Origin of the sequence: Fibrobacter sp. UWEL, assembly GCF_900142535.1 — a bacterium.
Taxonomy (GTDB): Bacteria; Fibrobacterota; Fibrobacteria; order Fibrobacterales; family Fibrobacteraceae; genus Fibrobacter.
This window is the reverse complement of the sequence record NZ_FRBE01000002.1, coordinates 301,143-325,498: the sequence shown is the minus strand read 5'-3', so window position 1 is coordinate 325,498 and position 24,356 is coordinate 301,143. Positions and strand designations below refer to the sequence as shown.

14 protein-coding genes are annotated in these 24,356 nt (G+C 50.7%); 9 read left to right on the top strand and 5 right to left on the bottom strand.

The annotated features are described in order from the left end of the window. Positions 1–101: 101 nt before the first annotated feature. Positions 102–1,259, bottom strand: a complete 1,158-nt coding sequence (locus BUB59_RS02755) for a GDSL-type esterase/lipase family protein (RefSeq protein WP_073225390.1) — start codon at positions 1,257–1,259, stop codon at positions 102–104. Between the two features lie 74 nt (positions 1,260–1,333). Here BUB59_RS02755 and BUB59_RS15305 point away from each other — a divergent pair, with 74 nt between their 5' ends. The 5 genes from BUB59_RS15305 to ftsE all read left to right on the top strand — a co-directional run bounded on the left by BUB59_RS15305 (position 1,334) and on the right by ftsE (position 8,384). Next, positions 1,334–1,477: a hypothetical protein gene (locus BUB59_RS15305; RefSeq protein ID WP_159433314.1), complete on the top strand. Its 144-nt coding sequence runs from the start codon at positions 1,334–1,336 to the stop codon at positions 1,475–1,477. Positions 1,478–1,563: 86 nt separating this feature from the next. Then, positions 1,564–5,541 (top strand): ATP-dependent RNA helicase HrpA, encoded by a 3,978-nt coding sequence (hrpA, locus tag BUB59_RS02750; RefSeq protein ID WP_234979903.1) that lies wholly within the window; start codon positions 1,564–1,566, stop codon positions 5,539–5,541. 34 nt (positions 5,542–5,575) lie between these two features. Further along, positions 5,576–6,388 (top strand): hypothetical protein, encoded by an 813-nt coding sequence (locus BUB59_RS02745; RefSeq protein ID WP_143160193.1) that lies wholly within the window; start codon positions 5,576–5,578, stop codon positions 6,386–6,388. Beyond that, a complete protein-coding gene (locus tag BUB59_RS02740) occupies positions 6,388–7,677 on the top strand; it encodes a peptidylprolyl isomerase (protein WP_234979902.1) in 1,290 nt (429 codons plus the stop codon). The genes BUB59_RS02745 and BUB59_RS02740 overlap by 1 nt, the downstream gene beginning before the upstream one ends. A gap of 17 nt (positions 7,678–7,694) precedes the next feature. Beyond that, complete coding sequence (gene ftsE / locus BUB59_RS02735) at positions 7,695–8,384, top strand: cell division ATP-binding protein FtsE (RefSeq protein WP_073225386.1); 690 nt, start codon at positions 7,695–7,697, stop codon at positions 8,382–8,384. Positions 8,385–8,515: 131 nt separating this feature from the next. On the opposite strand, the gene BUB59_RS02730 is transcribed toward ftsE, so the two are convergent. Further along, entirely contained in the window at positions 8,516–9,400 is an 885-nt protein-coding gene (locus BUB59_RS02730) for a phosphoribosylaminoimidazolesuccinocarboxamide synthase (RefSeq protein ID WP_073225385.1), read from the bottom strand. A 108-nt stretch (positions 9,401–9,508) separates the two neighbouring features. Next, positions 9,509–11,206, bottom strand: coding sequence for a glycosyl hydrolase (locus BUB59_RS02725; RefSeq protein WP_073225383.1), 1,698 nt, complete (start codon positions 11,204–11,206; stop codon positions 9,509–9,511). A 113-nt stretch (positions 11,207–11,319) separates the two neighbouring features. Between BUB59_RS02725 and BUB59_RS02720 the strand changes: the two genes are divergently transcribed. Next, a complete protein-coding gene (locus BUB59_RS02720; RefSeq protein WP_143160192.1) occupies positions 11,320–11,880 on the top strand; it encodes a hypothetical protein in 561 nt (186 codons plus the stop codon). A gap of 299 nt (positions 11,881–12,179) precedes the next feature. Here the strand turns inward: BUB59_RS02720 and BUB59_RS02715 are convergent, their stop codons facing one another. Next, positions 12,180–15,326: a GH116 family glycosyl hydrolase gene (locus tag BUB59_RS02715; protein WP_073225419.1), complete on the bottom strand. Its 3,147-nt coding sequence runs from the start codon at positions 15,324–15,326 to the stop codon at positions 12,180–12,182. Between the two features lie 377 nt (positions 15,327–15,703). On the opposite strand from BUB59_RS02715, the gene BUB59_RS02710 reads away from it, so the two are divergent. The 3 genes from BUB59_RS02710 to BUB59_RS02700 all read left to right on the top strand — a co-directional run bounded on the left by BUB59_RS02710 (position 15,704) and on the right by BUB59_RS02700 (position 23,300). Next, positions 15,704–17,059, top strand: coding sequence for a hypothetical protein (locus BUB59_RS02710; RefSeq protein WP_143160191.1), 1,356 nt, complete (start codon positions 15,704–15,706; stop codon positions 17,057–17,059). A 262-nt stretch (positions 17,060–17,321) separates the two neighbouring features. Next, the gene (gltB, locus tag BUB59_RS02705) at positions 17,322–21,755 is read left to right on the top strand and encodes a glutamate synthase large subunit (RefSeq protein ID WP_073225378.1); all 4,434 of its coding nucleotides are present in this window, start codon (positions 17,322–17,324) and stop codon (positions 21,753–21,755) included. Positions 21,756–21,959: 204 nt separating this feature from the next. Next, positions 21,960–23,300: a glutamate synthase subunit beta gene (locus BUB59_RS02700; RefSeq protein WP_073225376.1), complete on the top strand. Its 1,341-nt coding sequence runs from the start codon at positions 21,960–21,962 to the stop codon at positions 23,298–23,300. A 172-nt stretch (positions 23,301–23,472) separates the two neighbouring features. Here the strand turns inward: BUB59_RS02700 and BUB59_RS02695 are convergent, their stop codons facing one another. After that, entirely contained in the window at positions 23,473–24,306 is an 834-nt protein-coding gene (locus BUB59_RS02695) for a DUF975 family protein (protein WP_143160190.1), read from the bottom strand. Positions 24,307–24,356: the final 50 nt, after the last annotated feature.

Below are 24,356 nucleotides of genomic sequence, written 5' to 3'. Positions count from 1 at the left end.
CAGGTGGCAGACTGCGTACGCGTGTTAGCGCGTGCCGTAACATAGGGCTTTGCCCGTCTATGAAGAACCACCGGCTTGCCGGTGGGTTCCTTCTTCAAAAGTTATTGAAGGATTTGTAATGCCGCGGCAGCCATTGCCTGATAGGCTTTTTCGCTGGGATGTAGATGGTCTCCAGAGTCAAAGCCTTCGGCGAATTTCTTGGTGTCTGCGACGTCGCGGACGGCGACGTCGAAGTCTACGCAACCATCAAATTGGTCGGAGGTTCTTAGCCATTCGTTGAAGGCGTTGCGGATCACATCGCGGCCTTCGTCGTAGGTGCGCCAACCATAAATGGGCAGCAAAGTTCCGCTGTAAATCTTCAGTTTTAATTTGCGGGCGTGGGGGAGATAGATTTCCTGAACGCCCTTAATGAGGTCGGCGGTGGTGGGCATATCGCTCCAGGGGCGGAACTTGTTTACCTCTACGCCAACAGGATGGATAATGTCGTTAATGCCGTGCTGAATAATGAGGGTAGTGGCTCCTGCCACGTTCAATTCGATGGGGAAGCGGGTGGCGCCTTTTAACCCGTAGGCAGCGTAAGTAATGCAGTTGTATTCCCTAAGGATGCGGGTTCCGCTGACGGCGCGACGGATGACGGACACGTTGCGGATGCCTGCGTCCCATGCCTGCTGGGCAAGGTAATCGGGCCAGCTCTGTGCGGTAATGGAGTCGCCGAAACAAACCAGAGCGTGGTTGGATTCTTCTGTCAGTACGTCCACGGTGTTGAGGAAATAGAACCAATTTGTATTGCGGGTCAATTCTGCGGGAAGTTCATCGGCGGTGGCGTAATTACCGTAGGTGTACTTGCCGCTGGACAGCGGGCCCGTAATGAGGGTGCCGGCATTCATCTGGGTATAGCCTGCGAAATACATGCTGACGTTGATGGTTTCCCCTGCGGTCACATTGTAGGCAATTTCGTCACTTTCAATTTCCTGACCCGGCTGGATTTGAACCGCCTGTGATCCAGAGAATGTAATGGCCACAGGTTCTTTGGATTGCTGGCTTGTAGCTCCTGCGGGGGAAACAAAGGAGTTTGTGATTTCGATGGGTTCCGTTCCCGTCAGGTTGGAAAAGCGGAAGCGAAGCTTACATCCGGAAAAGCAAATGCGGATGGGGTAACGAAGGGTGATGTCCTTGGCGTAAACGGCAGCGGTGCGGTCTGTGATGGATGTGGCGTTTCCCCAGCAGGCGACCCATTTGGTGTATTTCGTTTCGGACATTATAAACCTCCGTTGAAAAATTGCGAAAACAAATTTAGCTATCTTTGTGCCGCGATTAAAGGAATGCAAATAATATGAATGAAGAAAAAGAAACTTATCGTGAAGTGATGCCGGGTGAACTGCCTTGCGAATTGCCGGAATGTGACGGCGTCATGGTGGTGGATCCTGATAACAGCTACAAGTTCACCTGCGATAAGTGCGGACACATTAAGGAATAAAATCTTTGATTTTATTCCTTAATGATGAATTATAAATTATGAATTACGAAACTCATAATTCATATCTCATAACTCATAATTAGTTAATGATGGATTTATCTGCTTTAAAGATCGAGTATCCTGAACTTCCCGTGGTGAATAAGCGGGAGGATTTCCTGCGTTTGCTGGATTCCCATCAGGTTGTAATCGTCAAGGCGGATACGGGTTCCGGCAAGTCGACGCAGTTGCCTAAGTTTTTGCTGGAATATTTCGTTGCTAAATTCCGCGAGGCTGCTGCGGAAAAGCCGGCGTTCAAGATAGGCGTGACGGAGCCCCGCAGGCTTGCTGCCATGTCCATCGCCGATCGCCTGCGTGAAGAACTGAAGGATGACGAACTGGTCAGTACCAAGATCCGTTTCTGGGAACAGGGTACTAATGACGCTCCCATCAAGGTCATGACCGATGGTATTCTCTTGCAGGAATTCCGCCGTGACAGACTTTTCAAGCAGTACAACGCCATCGTTATTGACGAAGCTCACGAACGCTCCTTGAACATCGATATCCTTCTGGGAATTTTCAAGTCGGTGCTGAAGGAACGTCCGGACTTCAAGCTGATTGTGGCTTCCGCTACTCTGGACGCCGCCCTCTTCGAGAAGTTCTATCATAATAGCTGCGAGCTGGAAGCGGAAGGCCGCACGTTCCCTGTGGACGTGGAGTATTATTTCCGCGACGCTGCCCCTCGGCAGGCTCGGGGAGCTGATTCCCGAGGGAGGGACGGTTTCCGCAGCCCTTGGGATGATGATGACGATGACCGTCGTGACGCTTCCGGCAAGGGTGACTCCGGCTTGATTGAAGAAGCCCGGGACGCCATTGTGGATTTGGAAAGCCGCCATCGGGATCATTTGCTTTGCTTCCTCCCTACGGAGCGAGACATTCAGGACTTGGCCAACGAATTGAAGTCCGATCTGGATGCCGCCAGCTTTGATGTGCTGCCGCTGTATGGCCGCATGAGTCCCGATGAACAGCGTAGAATTTTCAAGAGTACTAGCAAGACTCGTGTGGTTCTAGCCACCAACATTGCGGAAACTTCTCTCACCATTCCGGGCATTGCCTATGTGGTGGACACGGGTATGGCACGTATATCCCGATACAATGCTCAGGCTCGTATCCAGGGATTGCCTGTGGAAGAAATTTCCAAGGCCAGCGCCCGCCAGCGTACAGGTCGTGCGGGCCGCGTGAAGCCAGGCGTCTGTATCCGACTTTATTCTCCCGAAAATTTTGAAAAGCGAGAAGACTTTACTGAACCGGAAATCCGTCGCAGTAATTTGGCTAACGTGGTGCTGCAACTTCGCAGTCTTGGTCTGGAAATGGAAACGTTCCCCTTCCTGCAGGCTCCGCCTCACTCCGCTTTCCGTGGGGCATACAAGACCTTGTTTGAGCTGGGTGCCTTAACCGCCGATAATGCCAGCGGTCACGTAACCAAGCTTGGCCGCGACATGACGAAGCTGCCCATGGATGTGGCTTTGTCCGCCGTGTTGCTGCGTGCCCGTGACGCTGGTGTTTTGCAGCCCGCTCTGATTGTTTGTGCCGCCCTTTCCATCCAGGATCCTCGTGTGGTTCCTAACGAAGAACCGGAACGTGGACGCATCCGTCAGCTCCATCGCAAGTTTGCAGGTCACAAGAGTGACTTCCTGACTTATGTCAGTATGTGGAACGCTTTCTGCGAAGAGTGGGATGGAAAATCCTGGAATAAGTTGCGCAAGTTCTGCGACAAGAATTCTTTCCACTTCTTGCGCTGTCGAGAATGGATTGATCTTTACGAGCAGTTTGGCCGTACTCTGGATACGAAGTTTGAAAACCGCGTTTGCGACCTGAAGAGTTTCCACGCCGATAACCTGCATATTGCCCTGCTTAGCGGATTCCTGGGGGGCATTGCTCGCCGTGATATTGAAAACGGCTGCTACCGATTGGTCAGCGGTCGTGAAACTCATGTGTTCCCGGGAAGTGATCTTTACGCCAAGAGTGTGGAATGGCTCTTTAGTGCGGAAGTTCGTGAGACCAGCCGAATCTTTTTGACAAAGGCTGCTGAAATCAAACCGGAATGGATTATGCAGGTGGCGGAACCTTTCTGTACCCGCCGTTGGTTTGCGCCTGTATGGAACAAGGAACGTGGCTTTGTGGAAGCGGTGGAAGAAGTTTCCTTTCGTGGTCTTGTGATTAGCCGTGGTCACCGTGTGGATTATGCTCGCGTCAATCCCGAAGATTGCGCCCAGATTTTCTGGCGTGAAGCGGTGGTCATGAGCGATATTGCCAGACCGTTCCCCTTCATGACTCATAACGAACGTGTGGTGGAAAATCTCCACGCCCTGGAAGCTCGCAAGCGCCAGTTTGGCTTGGCTCCTCACGAAGACACGCTGGTGGATTATTATGTGCGAATTGCACCTAAGGTCAATTCCATCCGTACCCTGAAAGCCTACCTGGCGGAAAAGGGCGATCAGTGGCTGAAGTTTGATGAAAAGTTCTGGCTGGACCAGAGTGAATCGGGTGTCAGCTATACGGATAGTGGCTTTAGCAACCGTATGGAATTTGGCGGTAAGGGTAAGGATGGCCGCGGCGGGGCTGGTTCTCGCGATGCCAAACCCCAGGCAGAAAACGGTGGCTCCGTAGAAAGCTTCCGTATTATGGGCTTCGACTGGAATGGACGCCCGTCTTCTTCTGTTGCCCGCGTGGTTACGGGTGAAATGGTATTTGATGCCACCAAGAGTTGTGATGGCATTACCCTGAAGTTCCCTTACGACTTGCTGGCGGAAACCACCCCGGCACTTCTTGCCTTGTCTATCCATCAGTGGCGTGAATGGATGGTGGAGTCCATTATTCGTGAAATGCCCAAGGCTTCCAAGAAACAGATGGAAGCGAAGCGCGTGGCCATTGACGATGCCTTCTGCGATAAACTGAAGGAATCTCCCCACAAGGCACCTATGCTGCTGCTTTACGAAGTATTTGGGGAGATGAAGAACCTGGAATGCGATATTCCTACGGTTACACCGGAAAGGGAAAATCATCTGCGATTGCACTTAAGTGTTTTTAAGAACGGCGTGGCGGACAAGTTCCCGGTGGAACTTTCTCCTGAGTGGGGAAGTTTCCGATTCTTCCTGGCGGTGCGCCCGGTGGTGGTAACCTACGGTATCGATTTCCCCCTGGAAAAGTCCCGCTTTGGCTGGCGTTTGGGGGATTCTGCCCTCATGACCTCCGAGGAATCCAAGTTTTGGCAGAACTTTAGAAAGCGTCTTGAAAGCGGTGCGGCTAATGGTACGAACCAGCCTGTGGCTGACGTTATTGCGGATCGCCTGAATATGCTGGAAACGGGCGGTGTATACGCAGATGACTTTAAGACCGTGATGAAAATCTGGGTGGCCAAGTCCCTCATTGCGGATGGCCTGGATGCCAATCGCTGTGTGCGGTTCTCCGGCCTGGAATTCTCCCGCGGAAAGAAGATGAAGGACTTCCGCAATCTAGCGGCAACCACCCGTAGTGAAGATGAGGAAACTCGCCTGGCTTTGGTCCGGGCCACTTACGAAGCAGGCCTTATCGGGGCCGAAGCTTTCGTGAAATGTTGGGATGCCCTCCGTGAGTTTAGCGTGGCCATGCGTCAGGGACGTGATCATGTGAATGATGCGGCAACGCCTTTCGTCACCAAGCTTGCCGCTCTCTATCAGGAAGAACATACTTTGTTCGAAAGAGTCCGTCAGGTGTCTGAACTGGTGGTTCTCGGGGAGTCTATGGACGATTCCGACCCGTCTATTAAGGAACTTCTGGATGCCCGCACCCTCCGCGATTCCTTCCGTCCTTTCCTGAAGTCCCGATTCTTGAAGGATCACGAGCTCAAGAAGGCCCGAGACCTCTTGTCTGATGTGGATCGTATGGGTGTTGACGATAAGGAATTCCCGGAAATGTATCTTCAGGGACGTGCCATGCTGGAAGATTTCGAGGTGCTGCGCTTCAAGCGTAAGGCCGACGACGACCAGGAAGAAGTGGATACCCAATCCTTGACCAAGTTGAAGGGACTTTTTGGAAAATTGAAGTAATTTCGAATTGCCGAATTTTCTAAATTGTGACCCGATGAAATTTTTACCCTTTTTCTTTTTTGCTTTGATTCTGGCGGTTCTTTCCGCCTGTGATTTGCCTTTCGGCAAGGAAGATCCTGTGGTGATTTCTGTGGGTGATACCAAGCTTAAGGATTCTGACATTCGTAGAATGCATCCTAACTGGGATACTATGGATGATCATTCCAAGCTGTCCTTTATGGAACGTTGGATCAACGAAGAAACCATCTATCAGGAAGCTGCCAAGAGTGGCGTTTTGGACGATACTCTTTTGCAGGCTCAGATTGAAATTGCTACCCGCAAACTGGTGGTGGATTATTTCCTCCAGAGCTATCTGGATACCATGATCGTTACGGATGCCGAAAAGCTGGCTTTTTACAAGGAACATCCTGAACTGTACCTCCGCGGCAAGAATATGATTTCCGGTGCCATCATTTACTTCAAGGAATGGGGCAAGGCCAACGAGTATTACAAGATGAATAAGTCCAAGAGCTTTGTGGCTCCTCCCTCGGAAAACTGGCTCATGAAGCGTGTGGAACGTTTTGATTCCCTTACCGTTTCTCCGGATAGCTGCCTTATTCCATCCTTGACGGAAGTGACGCTGGGTAAGATTTCTCCCATGAAGGTTTGCAACGGGGCTCTGAAAATTGCTGTGGTGACTTCCCGTCTGGATTCCGCCGATGTTCTGCCTTATGCGGAAGTGGTGGATGATATTACGGAACGTACCTGGGTTGAACACCAGAAAAAGGTGATGGACCGTCTGAAGGACCAGTGGAAGAATGCCCGCCCGATTTTTTCCAAGCTGAAAGTTTTTAGTGAAAAGGAATAATGATGAACGTTTTTAGTCGTATAACTTTAGCTCTTTGCGCTGCAGTCTCTTTTGCTCTGGCCGAACCGGTACTGATGGAAGGTATGGCTGCGGTGGTGGATGGCAAGCCTATCATGCGTTCTGAATTCCTGAATAGCCTTTACCGTTTTCAGGAAACTCCGGAAGGCTCCGCCATGTCGGAAGCTGAACAGAAACAGTATGTGCTGGATCGCCTGATTGAAGAGAAGGTTTTGCTTTCCCGTATTGACCGTGACTCCATCGTGGTGTCCGATGCGGAAGTGGATCAGCGTGTGAACTCCCATTTGCAGCAGCTTGCCTCCAGCCAGAACATCAATATGGCTACTCTGGAAAAGGCAATTCGCGCCCAGCTGGGAATGAGCATGGCTCAGTATCGCGATATGCTCTCCAAGCAGATTCGTAACAATGTGGAAATGACTCGTGTTCGTCAGCGTCATGTGGGTTCCATTTCCCCGACTCGTAAGGAAGTGGAAGCCTACTACAAGGAATACAAGGATTCCATTCCTCGTCAGTATAACTGCGTTTTCTTGAGCCACATCCAGTTGCCCATCTTGCCCAATCAGGCAATTGTGGACTCTGTGAAACTGATTGCGGAAGCCTTGATTGATACATTGAACTTGGGGATGAGTTTTGAACTTCTGGCTAAGGCTCACTCTCAGGATTCTAGCGCCGCAAAGGGCGGTGACCTGGGATATTACAAGCGTGGCCAGCTGGATCCTGCATTTGAACGAGCTCTGGATCAGTTGAAGAACGGTCAGTACGCATCTACTCCTGTAAAGACTGCATTGGGTTGGCATATTGCCCGCGTGTTGGGTCGTAAGGAAGACGGTGTCCGCTCCGCTCAGATTCTTCTCCGCACGATTCCTACCGCAGAAGATACTGCAAAGGTGATTGCCTTGGCTGACTCCCTCCAGAAGTCTCTGAAGACGTCCGAAGAATTCGCTGCTGCCGCAAAGAAGTTTAGTGAAGATAAGTCCAGCAATTATGCTGGTGGTAAGCTGGGTTGGTTCCAGAAGAATGAAATGGTTCCCGCCTATGTGGATCCCGTCTCTACGTTGCAGGTGGGCGAGGTTTCCCAGCCGGTAATGATCGATGGTGCCTATCACATCTTCCGTCTGGATGACATGCGCCAGATTCGCGAACTTACTCTGGAAGAAGACTACGGTAAGATCGAGATGATGACTGCCAACCATCTGGAAGGCTTGAAGTTGAGCGAACTTGTCAAGAAGTGGCGTAAGGAAGTCCACGTAGATATCCGCCTGACGGAATAATCCTTGAGGATTGCTTCGTGATTCACTTTAACCATGTCACCAAGTCCTACGAAGAAAACTGGAAAGCTCTTTCCAACGTTTCTTTCCGTATCCGTAAGGGAGAATTCGTTTTCCTGACGGGTCACTCTGGTGCTGGTAAGTCTACTCTGCTGAAATTAATTTATATGGACGAACGCCCCGACGTGGAGCGTGGCGGCCAGGTGATGGTGAAGTTCACCGAAGATTGCCTTTACGATAGCAAGAATACTGCGGATAAGTATATCCAGTCCCTGCGTCGCAAGATGGGCATTATCTTCCAGGATTTTAAGCTTCTGCCCGATAGAAACGTCTTCGAGAATGTGGCTCTTGCGTTGCGCATCGTAGGCGCTCCTACCAAGACTATTAACGCCGCCGTCTTTGATGCGCTGGCTCTTGTGGGTATTAGCCAGAAGCGTTTTGCCATGCCCTATACACTTTCCGGCGGTGAGCAGCAGCGTGTGGCCATTGCCCGCGCCATGGTGCATAATCCCTACTTGCTCCTGGCTGATGAACCTACTGGTAACCTGGACCCGAAAAACGCCGAAGAAGTCTTTAAGATCTTTAAGGAAATCAATGCCCGCGGTACAACCGTGCTGATGGCTACCCATAACCCCGATTTCTACATGAACAGCCCCTTCCGCCGCCTGACCCTAGACCACGGCGAACTCCTGAACAGAGATATTCTTTAGCCTGCAACGGTCAATAACCTGCTTTTGCTCCCCAAGCGGTTGTATGTGAAAAAAGACCTGTCTTAACGACAGGTCTTTTTGAGAGCGAACGCAAATCGTAGGTTCTTCACCTAACGTACTGCGTGAGCGGTCTACAACTCAGGCTGCTTGCCAGTGAGACGTACGAAGATTTCGATGTACTTGTCGAGAGTGTTCTTCACAACGTCTGCCGGAATTTCGGGACCCGGATAGCACTTGCCCCAGTCCAAAGTTTCCAGCCAGTCACGGATGTACTGCTTGTCGAAGCTTTCCTGGTTCTTGCCCACTTCGTACTTGTCTGCGGGCCAGTAGCGGCTGGAGTCCGGTGTGAGGACTTCGTCGATCAGGATGGTTTCGCCATCGATTTCACCGAATTCGAACTTGGTGTCAGCCAGAATGATACCCTTGGAAGCTGCGTAGTCGCGAGCCTTGGTGTAGATTTCCAGAGACATGTTCTTCAGGGTGGTTGCAACCTTTTCGCCGACGATGTCGAAGGTCTGTTCGAAGCTGATGTTTTCGTCGTGGCCTACATCCGGCTTGGTGCTGGGGGTGTAGAGGGCATTTTCAAGCTTGTCGCAGAGCTGCAGGTTGGACGGCAGAACGTGACCGCAAATGCGACCAGTCTTCTGGTAGTCCTTCCAGCCGGAACCCACGATGTAACCGCGGACGATGCATTCCACGGAATGACGGTGAGCCTTCTTCACGATCATGGAGCGACCGCGGAGATAGTCGGCGTGCTTCTTCAGCACTTCCGGATATTCGTCCACGTTTGCAGTGATCAGGTGGTTCTTCATGCCAAGCTGCTTGAACCAGAACAGAGAGAGCTGGTTCAGGATCTTGCCCTTACCCGGAATGGGGGTGGGGAGAACCACGTCAAAGGCGGAGAGACGGTCGCTAGCAACCATCAGGAAGCTGTCGCCCAGGTCGTACATATCACGTACTTTACCTTGGTGGAACAGCGGGACTTCAGTAATCGGGGTTTCGAATTTTAAGCTCATAGTACTCCAAATTTAGTAAAAAGCTCTAGTTTTGCTACCTTATTTTATTGCTTCAATAAAAAATCGTAGACCCCGAGAGTCTACGACTTGATTTACAATCTCTGAAATTTACTTTTTGATGTACAGGGTATTAACGGTATGGCCTGCTTTCTGGGAGCGAACGATATAACGTCCCTGGGGTAACTTGCTCATGGCTCCTTCGGATCCCATGTAATGACCATTCAGGTCGAAAATGCCTGTGATTTTACTGGAACCGTTCAATTCAAGGTCCTTGACCAATCGCAAGGTGTGTTCAACAGAACTGCTAGATTCTGCAACAGGTTCGCTGGAACTGCTTTCAATTGCAGGGGTGAAACTTCCCCAGCCTGGCATATCTTCGAAAGTGATGATACGGTTATCTTCCATGTTGTTCTTCCATACGTCATTGGAAGTCTGGCCAGGCCATTTCCCGTTCCAGGATCCGTACCACACCATCCACCAGCTCCAAACCGCTTCGTCGCTGTGCATGTTGTTCACATCGGGAAGGGGACCGTTCTCCGTCAGGGCGACCATCTTCTTGTTGTTGGTGGCGGCCTTGAATTTTTCGAATGCAGCGGAGTTGCTGGAGTAATCGTTGTCGGTGTTGTAGATGTCGATGGATATGATATCGTAATACTCGCTACCCGGATCCCAGTCGTAAACGGTGCCGGATTCAGGGTTGAATACCCAGATAAGATTCTTTACGCCCTTCACGTTGACCATACGGTCGTATACCAGGCGATAGAGGGCTGCGAACTGAGCTCCGCTATTGATGCTCCACCAGAACCATTTACCGCCAGCTTCGTGAAGGGGGCGGAAAATAGCGGCGACACCTGCAGTCTGCAATTCCAGGAAGTAGTCCGCAATGTGGTCAATGTCCGCGATGATGCCCTTGTAGGCTTCGCTGTTGGTGTCCCATTCAGTGGTTCCGGACTTGAATGCGGTGGAATAGTCGAAGTCGGTGTATTCGTTAGAACCAGCTGCACTCTGAATATAGAATGCGTCCTTCTGGTCCAGAGGATCCTTCCAGTGCCAGGTGAATGCTGGAATGCCACCTCTGCTCCACAAGTCCTTGGCCAGGGAAAGTCCCTTTTCGGTGTATTCCGTCTGCCAGGAGCCGGATGCGTTGGGACCTGTTGCAAACAAAAAGTCCACGCCGACCAGGGCAGGGTATTTCCCGCTGCGGGTGTAGACGTTTTTGGGGTCTTCGTGAGTGCGGAAGTCTGCGCCCTTGGTGTAGCCGTCCATACTGCCGGTCATGATGCCGCTAATGGTTTTCTTGCCGAAGTTTTCACGAAGGAAGGAGTAAATCTTTTTAGCGCCATCGGTTGCGTTGGGCGTGACCGGGTCCGCGCTAATGTTAAATGCTACGCTTTCGTAAGCGCTTACGTCAATGTAGTCCACGTCTATCCATCCCCAGCTTTTGACGATTGCAATAGTGTTGGTGCCGGCCTTGAGGCTTATCACCGTGGAAACTTCGCTCCAGCTGGAAGTTGCGGCAAAGCTAACTGTTCCTGCACTGGCGCTGTTTACGGAGATGTCGTTTTCCTTGTAATCGCCTGCCTTGTAGCGAATCTTCAGGTTGTATTTTCCCGCTGAGCTTGCCTGGATGTTTGTAAAAGTGATGTTTCCAGACTGCATTTGAACGTAGCTGGAACCGGAGGCGCCGCCATCGCTAGCAGTCTGCGCAGTTCCTGACAATGTGGCGGATTCCGCCTCGTATTGTGCGGCGTACGAGGAAACGGCCAATGCCAATCCGAACGAAAGAAGGGTTCTGCAGGTATTCATGACAACTCCTATTTTCTCATAAAGATATATTGTGATTGTAAAAAAAGATGTGATTTATCTCAAAGGCGTAATCTAAGTCCTAATACCCGCCTTAACTTTGTATATTGTACCCTATGATTTTTAAAAGACTCGCATTAATTACCCTGCTAGTATTTGGAATGAGCTTCGCTCAGTTGCTTCAGCCCGCTCAAAACACTTCATCTGCAGATCAGGATGTTCAACTCACCGAAGATAATCTGTTTCTAGTGCAGATGCTCCTGATGAACGACATGTTCCGCGAAAATTTCGTGCAGTCCTGTACCGCGGAAGCTGTTGCCTGGCTAGGCGCAGATGGTGCTGCTAAAACTTGTAGCTGTGCTTATGATGGACTCGCCAAGAATCAGAAACTTCTCCTGAAGTTCCTGAACGAAAGCGAGAACGAAGAAAGTATGAACAAGCTGGGCTTTGAACTTCTGGAAACCTGCTTGCCGCCACAATTCCCCAAGGAAATGGAAAACGCCATCAGTAAGGAATGCCTAGGTGGCGGTGTTGGCGCCGGCGCCTGCTCCTGCGTAGTCCAGGAAATCAAGAAAAAATACACCGTCAAGAAGTTCATGAAGGAAGTCTTTGAAAGACCCGATCAGCTAGAAAATGACATCATGAACATCGCCACCCAATGCGCCACTAAGAAATAACCCGCAATTATTATCAAGAACAAAAGAAGCGTCTGGAACAATCCAGACGCTTCTTTACGTTTTAGAAAAAAACGGGCAATATAAGTAAGTGCGCTATGTGAATGGCTGGGGAGCGATGTAAGTCACTAAGCAAAACAATCCGGAGCCTGAATAGTCGCAAAAACGGCTTGTATAAGTGTATGCGTTAATGAAATAGGGGAGCGATGTAAGTCGCTAAGCGAACAATCCGCAGCCCGAAGGGCGCAGCGGCCTTGTTCGCGTGCGAGCTTACGTCGCGGACCAACCCGCAACAAAAAGCATTACTTATAGAGCAGAGCGAACACCATTCCCGGACGGAAGTACTTACCTGCGGTGTACTTCAGCGCAGTGCTGTGCATGAGGCTGAACAGCTTTTCTGCATCGACCTTAGCGTCCTTAGCAATTGCGCCGTAAGCCTTGGTAAAGGCTGCAACATTGCGGGGAAGCTTCGGGCTAATGCGGCTATCAGCGAGGAGTGCGCCCTTAGCGAGCAATGCCTTGTGCATCTTGTCTGCAGCAGCCTGAGACAAACCGAAGTTTGCGACCAGTGCAGCCGGGTGCAGGCGGCAAGAACCGTTGAAGCCTTCCGGTGCAGCGAAGGGAACCTTAGCTTCATCGTAAAGGTTACGGGTCATGGAGTCGCCAAGGTCGGCTGCTTCCTTCACGAGGCCGTGCATCATGCAAGCGGTCATGACGCTGTACTGAATGCCAATCCAAACGTCGTGGGCCTGAAAGTTGAATTCATCCAGCGGAGAGCCATCCTTGTGAACAAGGTTTGCTGCACCAATCAGCGGGCTGTTTGCCTTGTAGTTGGTGTTGAAAACCTTCAGCAGGTTCTTCTTAGCCTTGTTAGCATCACAGATGGGCTTCAGGCCAAGCATGCGCAGGTAAGTGTCTGCCAGGAGAGTGTCGACGAAAACGTCGTCGCAGTCGTTGGTGACCTTTGCCTTCCAGGAAGCGTTGAAGGCTTCTTCACACTGTGCGGTAATCCATGCCTTCTTGAGACCGCGGAGGTCGGACTTGCTGAGATCCACGTCAGACGGAATTTCGCCAGCGTTCAACCAAGCGTTGATTGCCTGGACGCCACACTTGGGGCATTCCGGAAGTTCAATGGATTCCTTAACAGCTTCGCGGAGCTTTGCATACTTTTCGGTGTTGATGTCCTTCAGTTCCATGGGTGTAACGAAGAAGTGGTAGTAACCTTCATTTTCGTCCCACAGGGCTTCGTCGAATTCCTTGTTGGCGGCAACAGACTTTTCGTTCCACTTAGCAGCCTGATCCTTGTCACCAAGGAGTTCTGCAATCTTTGCTGCAGCGCGGAGGCCTGCAATCCAGAGAGAACCGCAGTACACGGAAATGCCGTGAGAGGAGAGGTTGTCGAAGGTGTCGTCGGTACCGTGGGTCAGCGGGAAGTTTTCGCCTTCGTTCACCATCTTTTCCAGGTATTCCATTGCGGCGTAAACAGCGTCCTTGCATTCCTTCAGAACGTCAAGATTCTTGGTGGTCACATAGTGACGGAGAACCATGAGAACGTACTTAGGAGCAAGATCCTTCCATTCCTTCACGTTATGCCAGTCGTAAGCATCCGGTTCTGCATCGAAGGGGCTACCCAGGTCATGGATTACAGCGCCACGAACAGCGCGGGGGCCTTCCAGCTTAGGATCCGGAAGATCTGCAAAGGGCAGGTTCACGTATTCGTGATGACGACGGCGGTTTTCGTTAATAGCAAGGATTGCATCACCGAAACGCTTCATCACAACGCCATCCAGGCGCGGCATCAGAGCCAGCAGGCTGAAGCTGCCGTAGAAGTAAACGTCTAGAGAGTTAAAGAAGGGATAGTCAGCGCATTCGCGAACCAGGAAGCGGTCTTCCTTGTCCCAGACGGTTGCTTCGGCGAGGAAGCTCAAAGTGTTGATGGCCAGGCTCTTGAATTCGACCTGCTTCTTTGCTTCCTTATAGATCTTTGCAACCTTAGCCTTGGGGACCAGAGCTTCGAATGCCTTGAGGCGTGCGTCGAAAGTCTTGTCTGCTGCCAGAGCTTCGTCCAGCATGGCGCCAACGCGGCCGTATGCTTCGGGGTAGAAGGCGGTGTACTTCTTCTGGCTGGTGAGCTTCACAAGCTTGATTTCCGGGAAGTCCAGTACAGTGTTGAACTGGAAGGAAACCTTCTGCTTGGGCTTGAGAACTACGGTCACAGCGATAGCACCTGCGATAGTTTCGCGGCCGCTGTAAACGTTCTTCACGAAAGTGTTGTTGACGCGACCGCTCTGGAGTGCTGCCTTAACGGTAGCTGCGGCGTCGTCCTGGTAGAACATGGGCTTCACGGTAACATTCAGGTTGTCCTTCTTGTTCCATGCAACAGAAATGCCCATGCAGCCGTTAAAGTCAGAAGCGGGCTGCTGTTCTTCGTTGTAGAATTCGATACCGCGAATTTCGCGGCCATCGGCAGCGTTCATGCTGAAAGCAACTGCCTTGGGGTTCTTGGCCATGGGAACCAGAACAAAGCTGGAGTCCTGCACGCCCTGACGGTCCTTGCGAGCATAGTAGCCGCAGAGGCTGTCCTGAACCTGGACGATGGTCATTTCGCGGGTTTCCTTGGTGGTGTTTTCCAAGGTGAAAACGGTTGCGTTTACCGGCAGGCTGGAGAGACGTTCGTCACCCGGAGTCACGTAGCTGGACTGGGTCTTGGTAATCTGAACGCCCTTGCCTTCGTACTTGGTTTCGCTAACGGGATAGAGTGCGGTGTACTGCATCTTTGCTGCGTCGTAACCTTCCTGACCCAGGAAAGTCTTGTCGTCAGCCCATGCAGCGGTCAATGCGCCCTGGCGAGCAATCTTTTCGCCTACAACGCCGTCGAAGAAATCGATGAGAACTGCGCGGTTCACTTCGGCAACCTTTGCGCCCTTCTTAGCCAGAAGTTCTGCAGTGCGGTCGCTCCACTGGATGTGCCAGCGTTCGAAAGCGGCTGCGTTGTTCTTCAAGAAGTCCTTGTCTGCTACAAGCTTGTTCAGCTTGGATTCTGCCTTCTTCTGGTCGGCCAGTTCTGCGGCGCCGAACAGTGCTGCACCCTTGGCGTCGACGATGGCGAACTTGCCCAGATAGGTGGTGAATGCTGCAAAGTTGTGAATGGCCAGCTGTGCCTTGTCGCTGATCACTGCTTCGCGGAAGAAGAAGTTGTTGAAGCGAAGGTCAGATGCCTTTTCGGTGCGAACCTGCACGCCGGGCATCACGTTCATGACGGGGGTGGTGCCTGCGGGAGTTGCAGTAAAGGTAGAACCAATGCCGCCCACTGCGATACCGGTGGTAGACGGAGTGGTAGAAAGCGGGGTGTACCAGGGCTGAATGAATTCAACAGCCAGACCCGGGGTCATCAGCTTCTGGACGGAACCGGCCATCTTGGCGCCGGCAAGGTATTCTTTAGTGCTCATATAGATTTCCATGAAATGGAGGGTTAAAAATTTTTCACACATAATAATAGCATTTTATTTTACAATCCCGAATTTAAGGACGATACAATTTACGAGGGATCCTCGGATCTCGTAAATCACGAAACGAAAACTGCCAGCTGCGTCTGGTACTAGCCGATCTAAATCGGTACTTATAGGAGTCAATCATGGAAAACGGAATCAATGTTTTCGAGTGCGCTGCCAAAGCCAATGTCCCCCTGAAGGAACTTTTCGATAGGTTGAAGATTTGAATAATCCCTTGGAAAATGAAAGTTTTGTAAGTGCGACCGACAGGGCGAAGCAGCTTGCTTACCATGATGAATTTGTGGCGACACTTTCCCGCATGTTCAAGGAGATTTATGAATACCTTCAGAAAGAATCCGTTGGGGGAAAACATGACTAAAAAGGGTTGTTCGCTGGTCTGCAAGGTTTATGGTTCCTGTATCTGCTATGACTCTCGGGCGGATTATAGGGTGGGGCTGGGTATCCACGCCTTGGGTGAAAATCTTGATTTTACAAAAATTGTAAAAGACGTTTCTCTGGATAAGGATTCTGAGGTGGTTCGCTTTCTGATGGGGGAACAAATCTATACGGATCACTGTTCCGTTTCCTTTTGTGTTTCGGAGGAATTTTCCAATGACCCTCAGTTGGTTGACCTCTTTCTGGATAAGGTTTTAGGTCCTCTACAGAATGGGGATGTTTTCCCTGTAGACCAAGTGGGGCATGCTTCATTGTATCTGGAGCCCAACTCCTGGAAAGTGGCGAGTTTTGTGGATATTTCCGGCGAGAATCGTCCCATGTTCCGCATAAACGTCAGTTTCCGTGCTCGTATCCAGATGAGGAATCCTTTGGTTCCTCTCTCTCTGGACACGTTTCGGGACGGCATCAGCTTCCGCGAATATCTCCACGACGAACAGTCCTTAAGACGGAAGACGGAACTTGCCTTGGGGTTACTGCTCCATAAGGATTCTCTCTATATAAATAAGGATACCACCTTCGCTTGTGTCAAGCCTGCGGATGAAAGAGAGTTTAGGAATGTCCTCCTTCAGGAGATGGCTGCCCGCAAATACTCGATTTATGATTTTGCTGGCTTTGCTGCCCTGCTGGTGGATGACACTGTCTTGAAGGAGCGTCTTCTTAAGTATCGTTGTGACAATGACTTCCTGAAGTTTTTGGGCCCGGCTCCTCAAACTTATGGGGGACGCGTAAGTCAATATTATAAGAATGGCAGATTTGCGGTGAGCTTAGCTTTTGAGCGTGTCCGAGAGAAATTGTTTGAGGAGATTCTTCCTCAATTTTATGCCCGGGTGGAGGGGGCTTATCGAGATTGTGTAGCCCGTTATACGACTCGGGGAACTTTTGGATATCGGAGCAATCGACTTACTTATGAATGTATGGAAGGAAACTTGCGTATTGGAATGGATGTTCCGATGGTGATATCTTCGGATAATTGGGCTCCGCGAAAGGAGGCCTTCGCCCAATTGAAAGAGGTTTCCGAGCAGGTGGCTGATTTCTGTGCTGCGGTGCTGGAGTTTTATGCCACCTACCTGGCGGATCGTGTGATTCCTTTTGGGGAAAGCGGTGATAGCGCCATGGTACGCCTGATGGACTTTGCCTGGGAAAAGGTGCTATTAGACCCTTTGCTCTATTCCGATGATGAAAATGGTATCCTGGCTACTTTCTCCCGTTATATTGTGAACGGGGAGGCGATTTAGCTTTGTTTAGTAGCTTATGTTTACGTTTTATGTAATTTTCTTGGTTTTGTTTACGTAATCTGTAAATCTTGATAGGTGTTTTTACATGACCTAGCCGGTGGGTATCCGCCGGTATTTTTTATAACGCCTAGAAAACTACGTTGTTTTACTTAAAATGTAAGATTTTTCATTTTGTGTCGGTTCCTTGTTGATTTTTGACCCGTTTTGGCACGCATTTTGCAATAACGGGGCGGAAAAAATTAAAAACACAAGGAATATTACAATGAAAGCTCAAGCTCTTTATAATCCGGCCAACGAACATGACGCCTGCGGCGTAGGTCTCGTTGCCAATATTAACAATGTGGCTTCCCACCAGATTGTGCTTCAGGGTATCACTGTCCTGAAGCGTCTTATGCATCGTGGTGCGGCTGGCGGCGACCCGGAAACGGGTGATGGCGCTGGCCTTTTGCTTTCTATGCCCCACAAGTTCTTCAAGAAGCTCTATTCAGATCTTCCGGCCAAGTACGGTGTGGCTATGGTTTTCGTAGACAACTCCGTTGCCGCCGATACCTATGATGAAAAGATTAAGGAACTGGCAGCTTCTGAAGGTTGCCCCGTTCTCCATGTCCGTGAAGTTCCGGTAGACCCCAAGGCTATTGGTCGTACCGCTCGCGAAACTCTTCCGCATATTCGTCAGTACATTTTCGACGCTACCAAGCCCGAAAATGCAGAAATCAAGCTTTTTGTGCTGCGTCGCCAGATTGAAAAGGCTTGCGACAGTCTGTACATCTGCTCTTGCTCCAGCAAGACTATCGTTTATAAGGGTCTTCTCCTTGCAATTCAGATCGAAGCCTTCTATAAGGACCTGAATGACGCTGATTTTGAAAGCCCCATTGCCCTGGTTCACCAGCGTTACTCTACCAATACTTTCCCCACTTGGCCTCTGGCTCATCCGTTCCGCTACCTAGCTCACAACGGCGAAATCAATACTCTCCGCGGTAACTTGAACAGCCTTAAGGCTCGTGAACCTCACCTGAAGAGCGAACGTATTGGCGATGATCTTCAGAAGTGCTTGCCTTTGATCGCTGGCGGTCAGAGTGACTCTGCAAGCCTTGACAATATGTTTGAATTGCTGGTGGCTGCAGGCCGTAGCCTCCCGCACGCAATCCTTATGATGATGCCCCAGGCTTGGGGTGCTAAGCACTACATGGGCCGCGACGTTCGTGGCTTCTTCGAATACGAATCCATGCTTATGGAACCTTGGGATGGCCCCGCAGCCGTTGCATTCTCTGACGGTGTGAACGCTGGTGCAATCCTGGACCGTAACGGTCTCCGTCCGGCACGTTACACTTTGTGTAAAGATGGTCTCTTCGTCATGGCTTCCGAAACCGGCGTTTTGGACATCAACGACGACGAAGTTGAAGAAAAGGGCCGCTTGAAGCCCGGTGAAATCATCTACCTGGATATTGAAAACCACCGCATTCTTAAGAATGCAGAAATGAAGGCCTTCGTTGCTCGTAGCAAGCCCTACCGTCGTTGGGTTGCCGAAAACAAGATGAGTGTTCGCGGCCTCTTCAGCGAAATCAATCCTTCTGACGTTCCGGAAGATTTGCTGATCCAGCAGAAGCGTTTCGGTTATTCTGCAGAAGACCTGAACGTGATTTTGCAGCCCATGGCCAAGAATGGTCAGGAACCTATCGGTTCTATGGGTAACGACGCTGCTCTGGCAGTCCTTTCTGACAAGCCCCAGCCGTTGTTTAACTACTTTAAGCAGCTCTTCGCTCAGGTTACCAATCCGCCTATCGACCCGATTCGTGAAGAACTGGTCATGAGCCTTACCACTTACATTGGTAACCACGGTAACATTCTGGAAGAAACTCCGGAACAGGCTCACCTCATTAAGATTCCTCGCCCCATTGTTACCGAAGACGAAATCGCTCACTTCGAAAACATTGGCGATAAGAGCTTTAAGGCTAAGGTGCTCAAGATGCAGTTCCCCATGGGTGGTAACGGCGAAGTTCTTGAAGCTGCCTTGCAGAACCTGGCTGGCGACGCAGTCCGTGCCGTGCAGGAAGGTTTCAACATTATCGTTCTCTCTGATAAGAACATTGATTGGGGCTATGTTCCCATGCCGTCTCTGTTGGCAACTGCCGCTGTAAACCGTACCTTGGTCGAAGCTGGCGTCCGTCCGGAAATCGGTTTGATTGTCCAGTCCGGTGAAGTTCGTGAAGTGATGCACTTTGCACTCCTCCTGGGCTACGGCGCAACGGTCATCAACCCGTACCTTGCTTTCCAGAGCATCACCAATATGTGCCACACTGGCGAACTGGATGTGGGTCCTGTGACTGCCGCAGCCAACTACGTCAAGGCTGTGGACAAGGGCCTCCTGAAGATCATGTCCAAGATGGGTATCTCTACTCTCCGTAGCTATCGCAGCGCACAGATCTTCGAAGCTGTTGGTTTGAACCACGAAATTATCGAAAAGTTCCTCCCGGGTACTGCAAGCCGCGTCGAAGGTATTGGCCTTGCTGAAATCGCCCGCGAAGTGGATGAACGTAACTCCATTTCTCTGAAGGACGCAAGCCCCATCCTGAAGGAAGGTGGTCAGTACAAGTTCCGTAAGGAAGGTGAAATGCACTTGTGGACTCCCCAGTCCCTGGGCGCATTCCGTCAGGCTGTCCAGCTGGGTGACTACGCAAAGTTCAAGACATACTCCAAGCTCATCGACGATCAGTCTCAGCGTCAGGCAACTCTCCGCGGTCTCTTCAAGTTCAAGGAAACCACTCCCATCGATATTTCTGAAGTGGAATCCCGTCAGGATATTATCAAGCACTTTGTTGCTGGTGCAATGAGCCTTGGTTCTTTGAGCCCGGAAGCTCACGAAGCTATCGCTATCGCTATGAACCGTAACGGCGCCATGAGCAACTGCGGTGAAGGTGGTGAAGACCCGGATCGTAACACTCCGGCTCCCAACGGCGATATCCGTAGCAGCGCCATCCGTCAGATCGCTTCCGGTCGTTTCGGTGTGACCATCGACTACCTCCGTAAGGCAAAGGATTTGCAGATCAAGATGGCTCAGGGTGCAAAGCCCGGTGAAGGTGGCCAGCTGCCTGCTCACAAGGTGAACGAATTCGTTGCTCGTATTCGTCACTCTATTCCTAATGTTTCCTTGATTTCTCCTCCGCCGCATCACGATATTTACTCCATCGAAGATCTGGCTCAGTTGATCTATGACCTTCGTAACTCCAACCCCAAGGCCCGCGTATCTGTAAAGCTGGTTTCTGAAGTGGGTGTGGGTACGGTTGCTGCAGGTGTGGCAAAGGCTCATGCAGACGTTGTGCTTATCTCTGGCCACGACGGTGGTACCGGTGCATCTCCGCTGACTTCCATCAAGCATGCCGGCCTTCCTTGGGAATTGGGCATTGCCGAAGCTGAACAGACTCTCGTTCTTAATGATCTCCGCGGTCGCGTGAAGTTGCAGGTGGATGGTCAGTTGAAGACTGGCCGTGACGTTGTGATCGCTGCCCTCCTTGGTGCAGAAGAATTTGGTTTCGCAACTAACCTCCTTGCAAGCCTTGGCTGTATTATGGACCGTAAGTGCCATACCAACCAGTGCCCCATGGGCCTTGCAACTCAGGATCCGGAACTCCGTAAGCACTTCAAGGGCAAGCCGGAATTCGTTGAAAACTTCCTCTACTTCATCGCTGACGAAATTCGTGAAATCCTCGCAAGCCTTGGCCTCCGTAGCCTTGATGAAGCCTGCGGCCGTAACGACCTGTTGGATATGAACGAAGCCATCAACTTCTACAAGGCTAAGAAGCTGGACTTCAGCAAGATCTTCGCTTCTGTGGATGCTGGCAACGGTAAGGAACAGATCAAGAAGCACGATCCTAACTACGTTCCTGAAGAATTGGTCAACTTCGACCGTCGCGAACTCTTGCCTTTCGTACAGGAAACTTTGAAGACTGGTAAGGCTGTTGAACTCTCTACCATGATCCATAACGTGGACCGTACCGTGGGTACTGAACTTTCTGGTGAAGTGGACGAACACTTTGGTGCAAAGGGCCTGCCGGAAGATACCATCAAGATTCACCTGCAGGGTGTGGCTGGCCAGAGCTTTGGCGCCTTCCTTGCTCCGGGTATTACTCTCGATATCGAAGGTGAAGTCAACGACTTTATGGGCAAGGGCCTCAGCGGTGGTAAGATCATTGTTCGCCCGTCCAAAAACGCAACCTTCAAGGCTGAAGACAACGTTATCGCTGGTAACGTGATTGGCTACGGTGGAACTAGCGGTAAGGTGTTCATCAACGGTCTTGCTGGCGAACGCTTCGGTATCCGTAACTCTGGTATGCTGCTTGTTACCGAAGGTGTTGGCGACCATGGTTGCGAATACATGACTGGTGGCCGCGTTGTTGTGCTGGGTCGTGTAGGCGTGAACTTCGCTGCAGGTATGACTGGTGGTTTTGCTTACGTCTTCGACGAAACGGGTCACTTCGACTTGAGCTGCAACGTGGATTCCGTTGACTTGGAAAGCGTGCTTCCGGGTACCGAAAGCGAAGCAGAACTCCTTGATATCATCAAGCAGCATGTGGAAGCTACCGGTTCTGAAAAGGGTAAGCGCATTCTCGAAGACTGGAACAACTCTCGTCCGAAGTTCGTGAAGGTCTTCCCGGTGGAATATCGCAACGCCTTGGCAAAGCAGGCTGAAGCTAAGTAATACAACTCTTGGATGATTGCGGAACTCTAATGCTGTCATTCCGAGCGAAATGTTTGAAATGTCATTCCGAGCGGAGCGCTTTGCGCGAAGTCGAGGAATCTAGACCTTTCGACTTCGCCCATACGGGCTTCGCTCAAGGTGACACGTAAGAAGAGTTTCGCTTTTGTCGCTTTCTTTTAACGCTTTTTATAAGGAATAAATTTTATGGCTATCGTACAGAGAATCCAGGACGTGTACCGCCCCGTAGAAGAACGCGTTAAGGACTTGAAAGAAGTTGAACGCCTCTTCACTGAAGAAGAAATTAAGGCTCAGGCCAGCCGCTGCGCTGATTGCGGCATTCCGTTCTGCCATGGTGCAGGATGCCCTCTGGGAAACTTGATTCCCGAATTTAACAATGCCGTTGCTGCAGGCGATGTGCGCAAGGGTTACGACATTATTTGCAAGACCGCTTTCTTCCCGGAATTTACCGGTCGCGTTTGCCCCGCCCTTTGCGAAGCAAGTTGCACCCGCAACCTGAATGACGACGCAGTCATGGTTCGCCAGGTGGAAAAGCACATGATCGAAACCGCCTTCAAGGAAGGTTGGGTGGAACAGCCTGCTGCTGTACCTAACGGCAAGACTGTAGCTGTAATCGGTGGCGGTCCCTCTGGCCTCTATGCTGCAGAAGCCTTGCGCCGTAAGGGTTACGCCGTAACCGTTTACGAAAAGAAGCCCAAGGTTGGCGGCCTTCTCCGTTATGGCATTCCTAACTGGAAGCTGGAAAAGGAAGTTATCGATCGTCGCGTGACTCTCCTTGAAGAAGCTGGTATTAAATTTGTTTGCAACTGCGAAATCGGCAAGGATATTTCTGCCGATTACATTCGCAAGAATTACGATTACCTGTTCCTGGCAATAGGTACTCCCAACGCTCGTGACTTGAACATCCCGGGCCGCGATGCCGAAGGTATCTACCTGGCTCTGGACTTCCTCCACGGGGAAGGTGAAAAGTACAATGCCAAGGGCAAGAAGGTGCTGATCATTGGCGGTGGCGATACTGGTAATGACTGCGTAGGTAAATCCCTCCGTGAAGGTTGCAAGAGCGTGCTTCAGGTGGAATTCATGCCTAAGCCTCCTGAAGAACGTTCTCCGTCTACTCCGTGGCCGGATTGGCCGTACATGCTGCGCACCAGCTATGCTCATCACGAAGGTGGCGAACGCCGCTGGAATGTGTCTTCCAAGCAGTTCATTGTGAAGGACGGCAAGGTGGCTGGCGTTGAAGCTGTGGCTGTGGAATGGGAAATGGCTCCTAACGGCCGTCCCATCAAGCCTAATGAAGTTCCCAACTCCACCGAAGTGATTGACGCTGACTTGGTTGTTCTGGCTATGGGCTTTACCGGCGTGCCTGCTGAAGGTATCGTGAAGGATCTTGGCCTTGAACTGACGCCGCGTACCGCAATCATTCAGGATCCGTCTCGCAATATCTACGCTGTAGGTGACTGCGCTAATGGAGCTTCCCTGGTTGTGCGCGCCATGGCCGATGCAAAGGCGAAGGTTTCAAAGTTTTAATACTGTGCGTCATCCTGAGCAAGCGTAGCGCGTCGAAGGATCTAGATTCATCGACTCCGTGCCTTTGGCACTTCGCTCAGAATGACGAACTAAAAGAGTTCCTTGTGTAACAACACGGGCCGCTGGCGGGTAAATCCGCTGGCGGCCTTCTTGTATTAAGTTGTTATGGAGTTTATTTCTCTGTAGAGACTGTTAAGACTTCATCGTTGCTGTAGTTTTCTTGGTCTGCGATGCATTCCTTGTAGAATACATAGAAACTTGCAGACATGTATGGACTAACCCAAAGGAAGCCGATTCCGCATGTTACGCAACAGAGTAATAGCCAGCCGGTAAAGCGAAGTGATAAGCAGCAAAATTCCCAATTGTACGGAGCTACGGTATGGAAGGTCTCTTTTATTGCTGGAACACTTTTTACCTTGTCGTCAAGAGCCAATTTCATGAAAAGCATGATGTATGTCGGCAAAAACTTGTATAGGAAGAAGCCGGCGATACCTGCTAAAATGACTGCTCCAATTACAAAGATGACAATTCCTGCTGTTTCTGAAACATGGCTAGTTAACGTACTTATAAATGCTGTGACGAATATGATTCCGCCTCCAATCAAACCCAATGCGCATGTCAAGACGAGCGTGTACAAAAGGACTGAAAGTGTGTTGCGTCCCAGTTTGTGTAGGCCGTGCGTTATGTGCTTCCAGTTGAATTCGCCGTTGTCAACAAGATGGATGAATATCTTGGCTTCGCCTACGGAAACGGCATTCCATAAGATGGTGCTGATAAGTGCGAAACCTAGTCCCAAAAGAACGTATGCTGGGAGTGTGCTGAGGTCGCCCTCGATTCCTTTGGATGGGTCTGGATACACGGGCTCCTTGACGAAGTTGTCTACGTCAAGAATTCCAGAGACGACCAGTATGGCGATAACCAAAATCAATGTGAAAATGGCTGCCTTGCCCCAGTTCCCCTTGAGGGCGTCCCTGCCCCTTTCCATAATTTGCTTGCTGTTCAACACTGTTTTGCCTCCTTTTTCAAAAAATGCTGGATTTAAATCCTCAGGTAAAT

Excerpts from the sequence above, each read along its gene's own strand:
- gltB (WP_073225378.1), top strand. The coding sequence starts at position 17,322 with ATGAAAGCTCAAGCTCTTTATAATCCGGCCAACGAACATGACGCCTGC.
- BUB59_RS02740 (WP_234979902.1), top strand. The coding sequence starts at position 6,388 with ATGATGAACGTTTTTAGTCGTATAACTTTAGCTCTTTGCGCTGCAGTC.
- BUB59_RS02715 (WP_073225419.1), bottom strand. The coding sequence starts at position 15,326 with ATGAGCACTAAAGAATACCTTGCCGGCGCCAAGATGGCCGGTTCCGTC.
- BUB59_RS15305 (WP_159433314.1), top strand. The coding sequence starts at position 1,334 with ATGAATGAAGAAAAAGAAACTTATCGTGAAGTGATGCCGGGTGAACTG.
- BUB59_RS02720 (WP_143160192.1), top strand. The coding sequence starts at position 11,320 with ATGATTTTTAAAAGACTCGCATTAATTACCCTGCTAGTATTTGGAATG.
- BUB59_RS02700 (WP_073225376.1), top strand. The coding sequence starts at position 21,960 with ATGGCTATCGTACAGAGAATCCAGGACGTGTACCGCCCCGTAGAAGAA.
- BUB59_RS02725 (WP_073225383.1), bottom strand. The coding sequence starts at position 11,206 with ATGAATACCTGCAGAACCCTTCTTTCGTTCGGATTGGCATTGGCCGTT.
- hrpA (WP_234979903.1), top strand. The coding sequence starts at position 1,564 with ATGATGGATTTATCTGCTTTAAAGATCGAGTATCCTGAACTTCCCGTG.
- BUB59_RS02730 (WP_073225385.1), bottom strand. The coding sequence starts at position 9,400 with ATGAGCTTAAAATTCGAAACCCCGATTACTGAAGTCCCGCTGTTCCAC.
- BUB59_RS02710 (WP_143160191.1), top strand. The coding sequence starts at position 15,704 with ATGAATACCTTCAGAAAGAATCCGTTGGGGGAAAACATGACTAAAAAG.
- BUB59_RS02745 (WP_143160193.1), top strand. The coding sequence starts at position 5,576 with ATGAAATTTTTACCCTTTTTCTTTTTTGCTTTGATTCTGGCGGTTCTT.
- BUB59_RS02755 (WP_073225390.1), bottom strand. The coding sequence starts at position 1,259 with ATGTCCGAAACGAAATACACCAAATGGGTCGCCTGCTGGGGAAACGCC.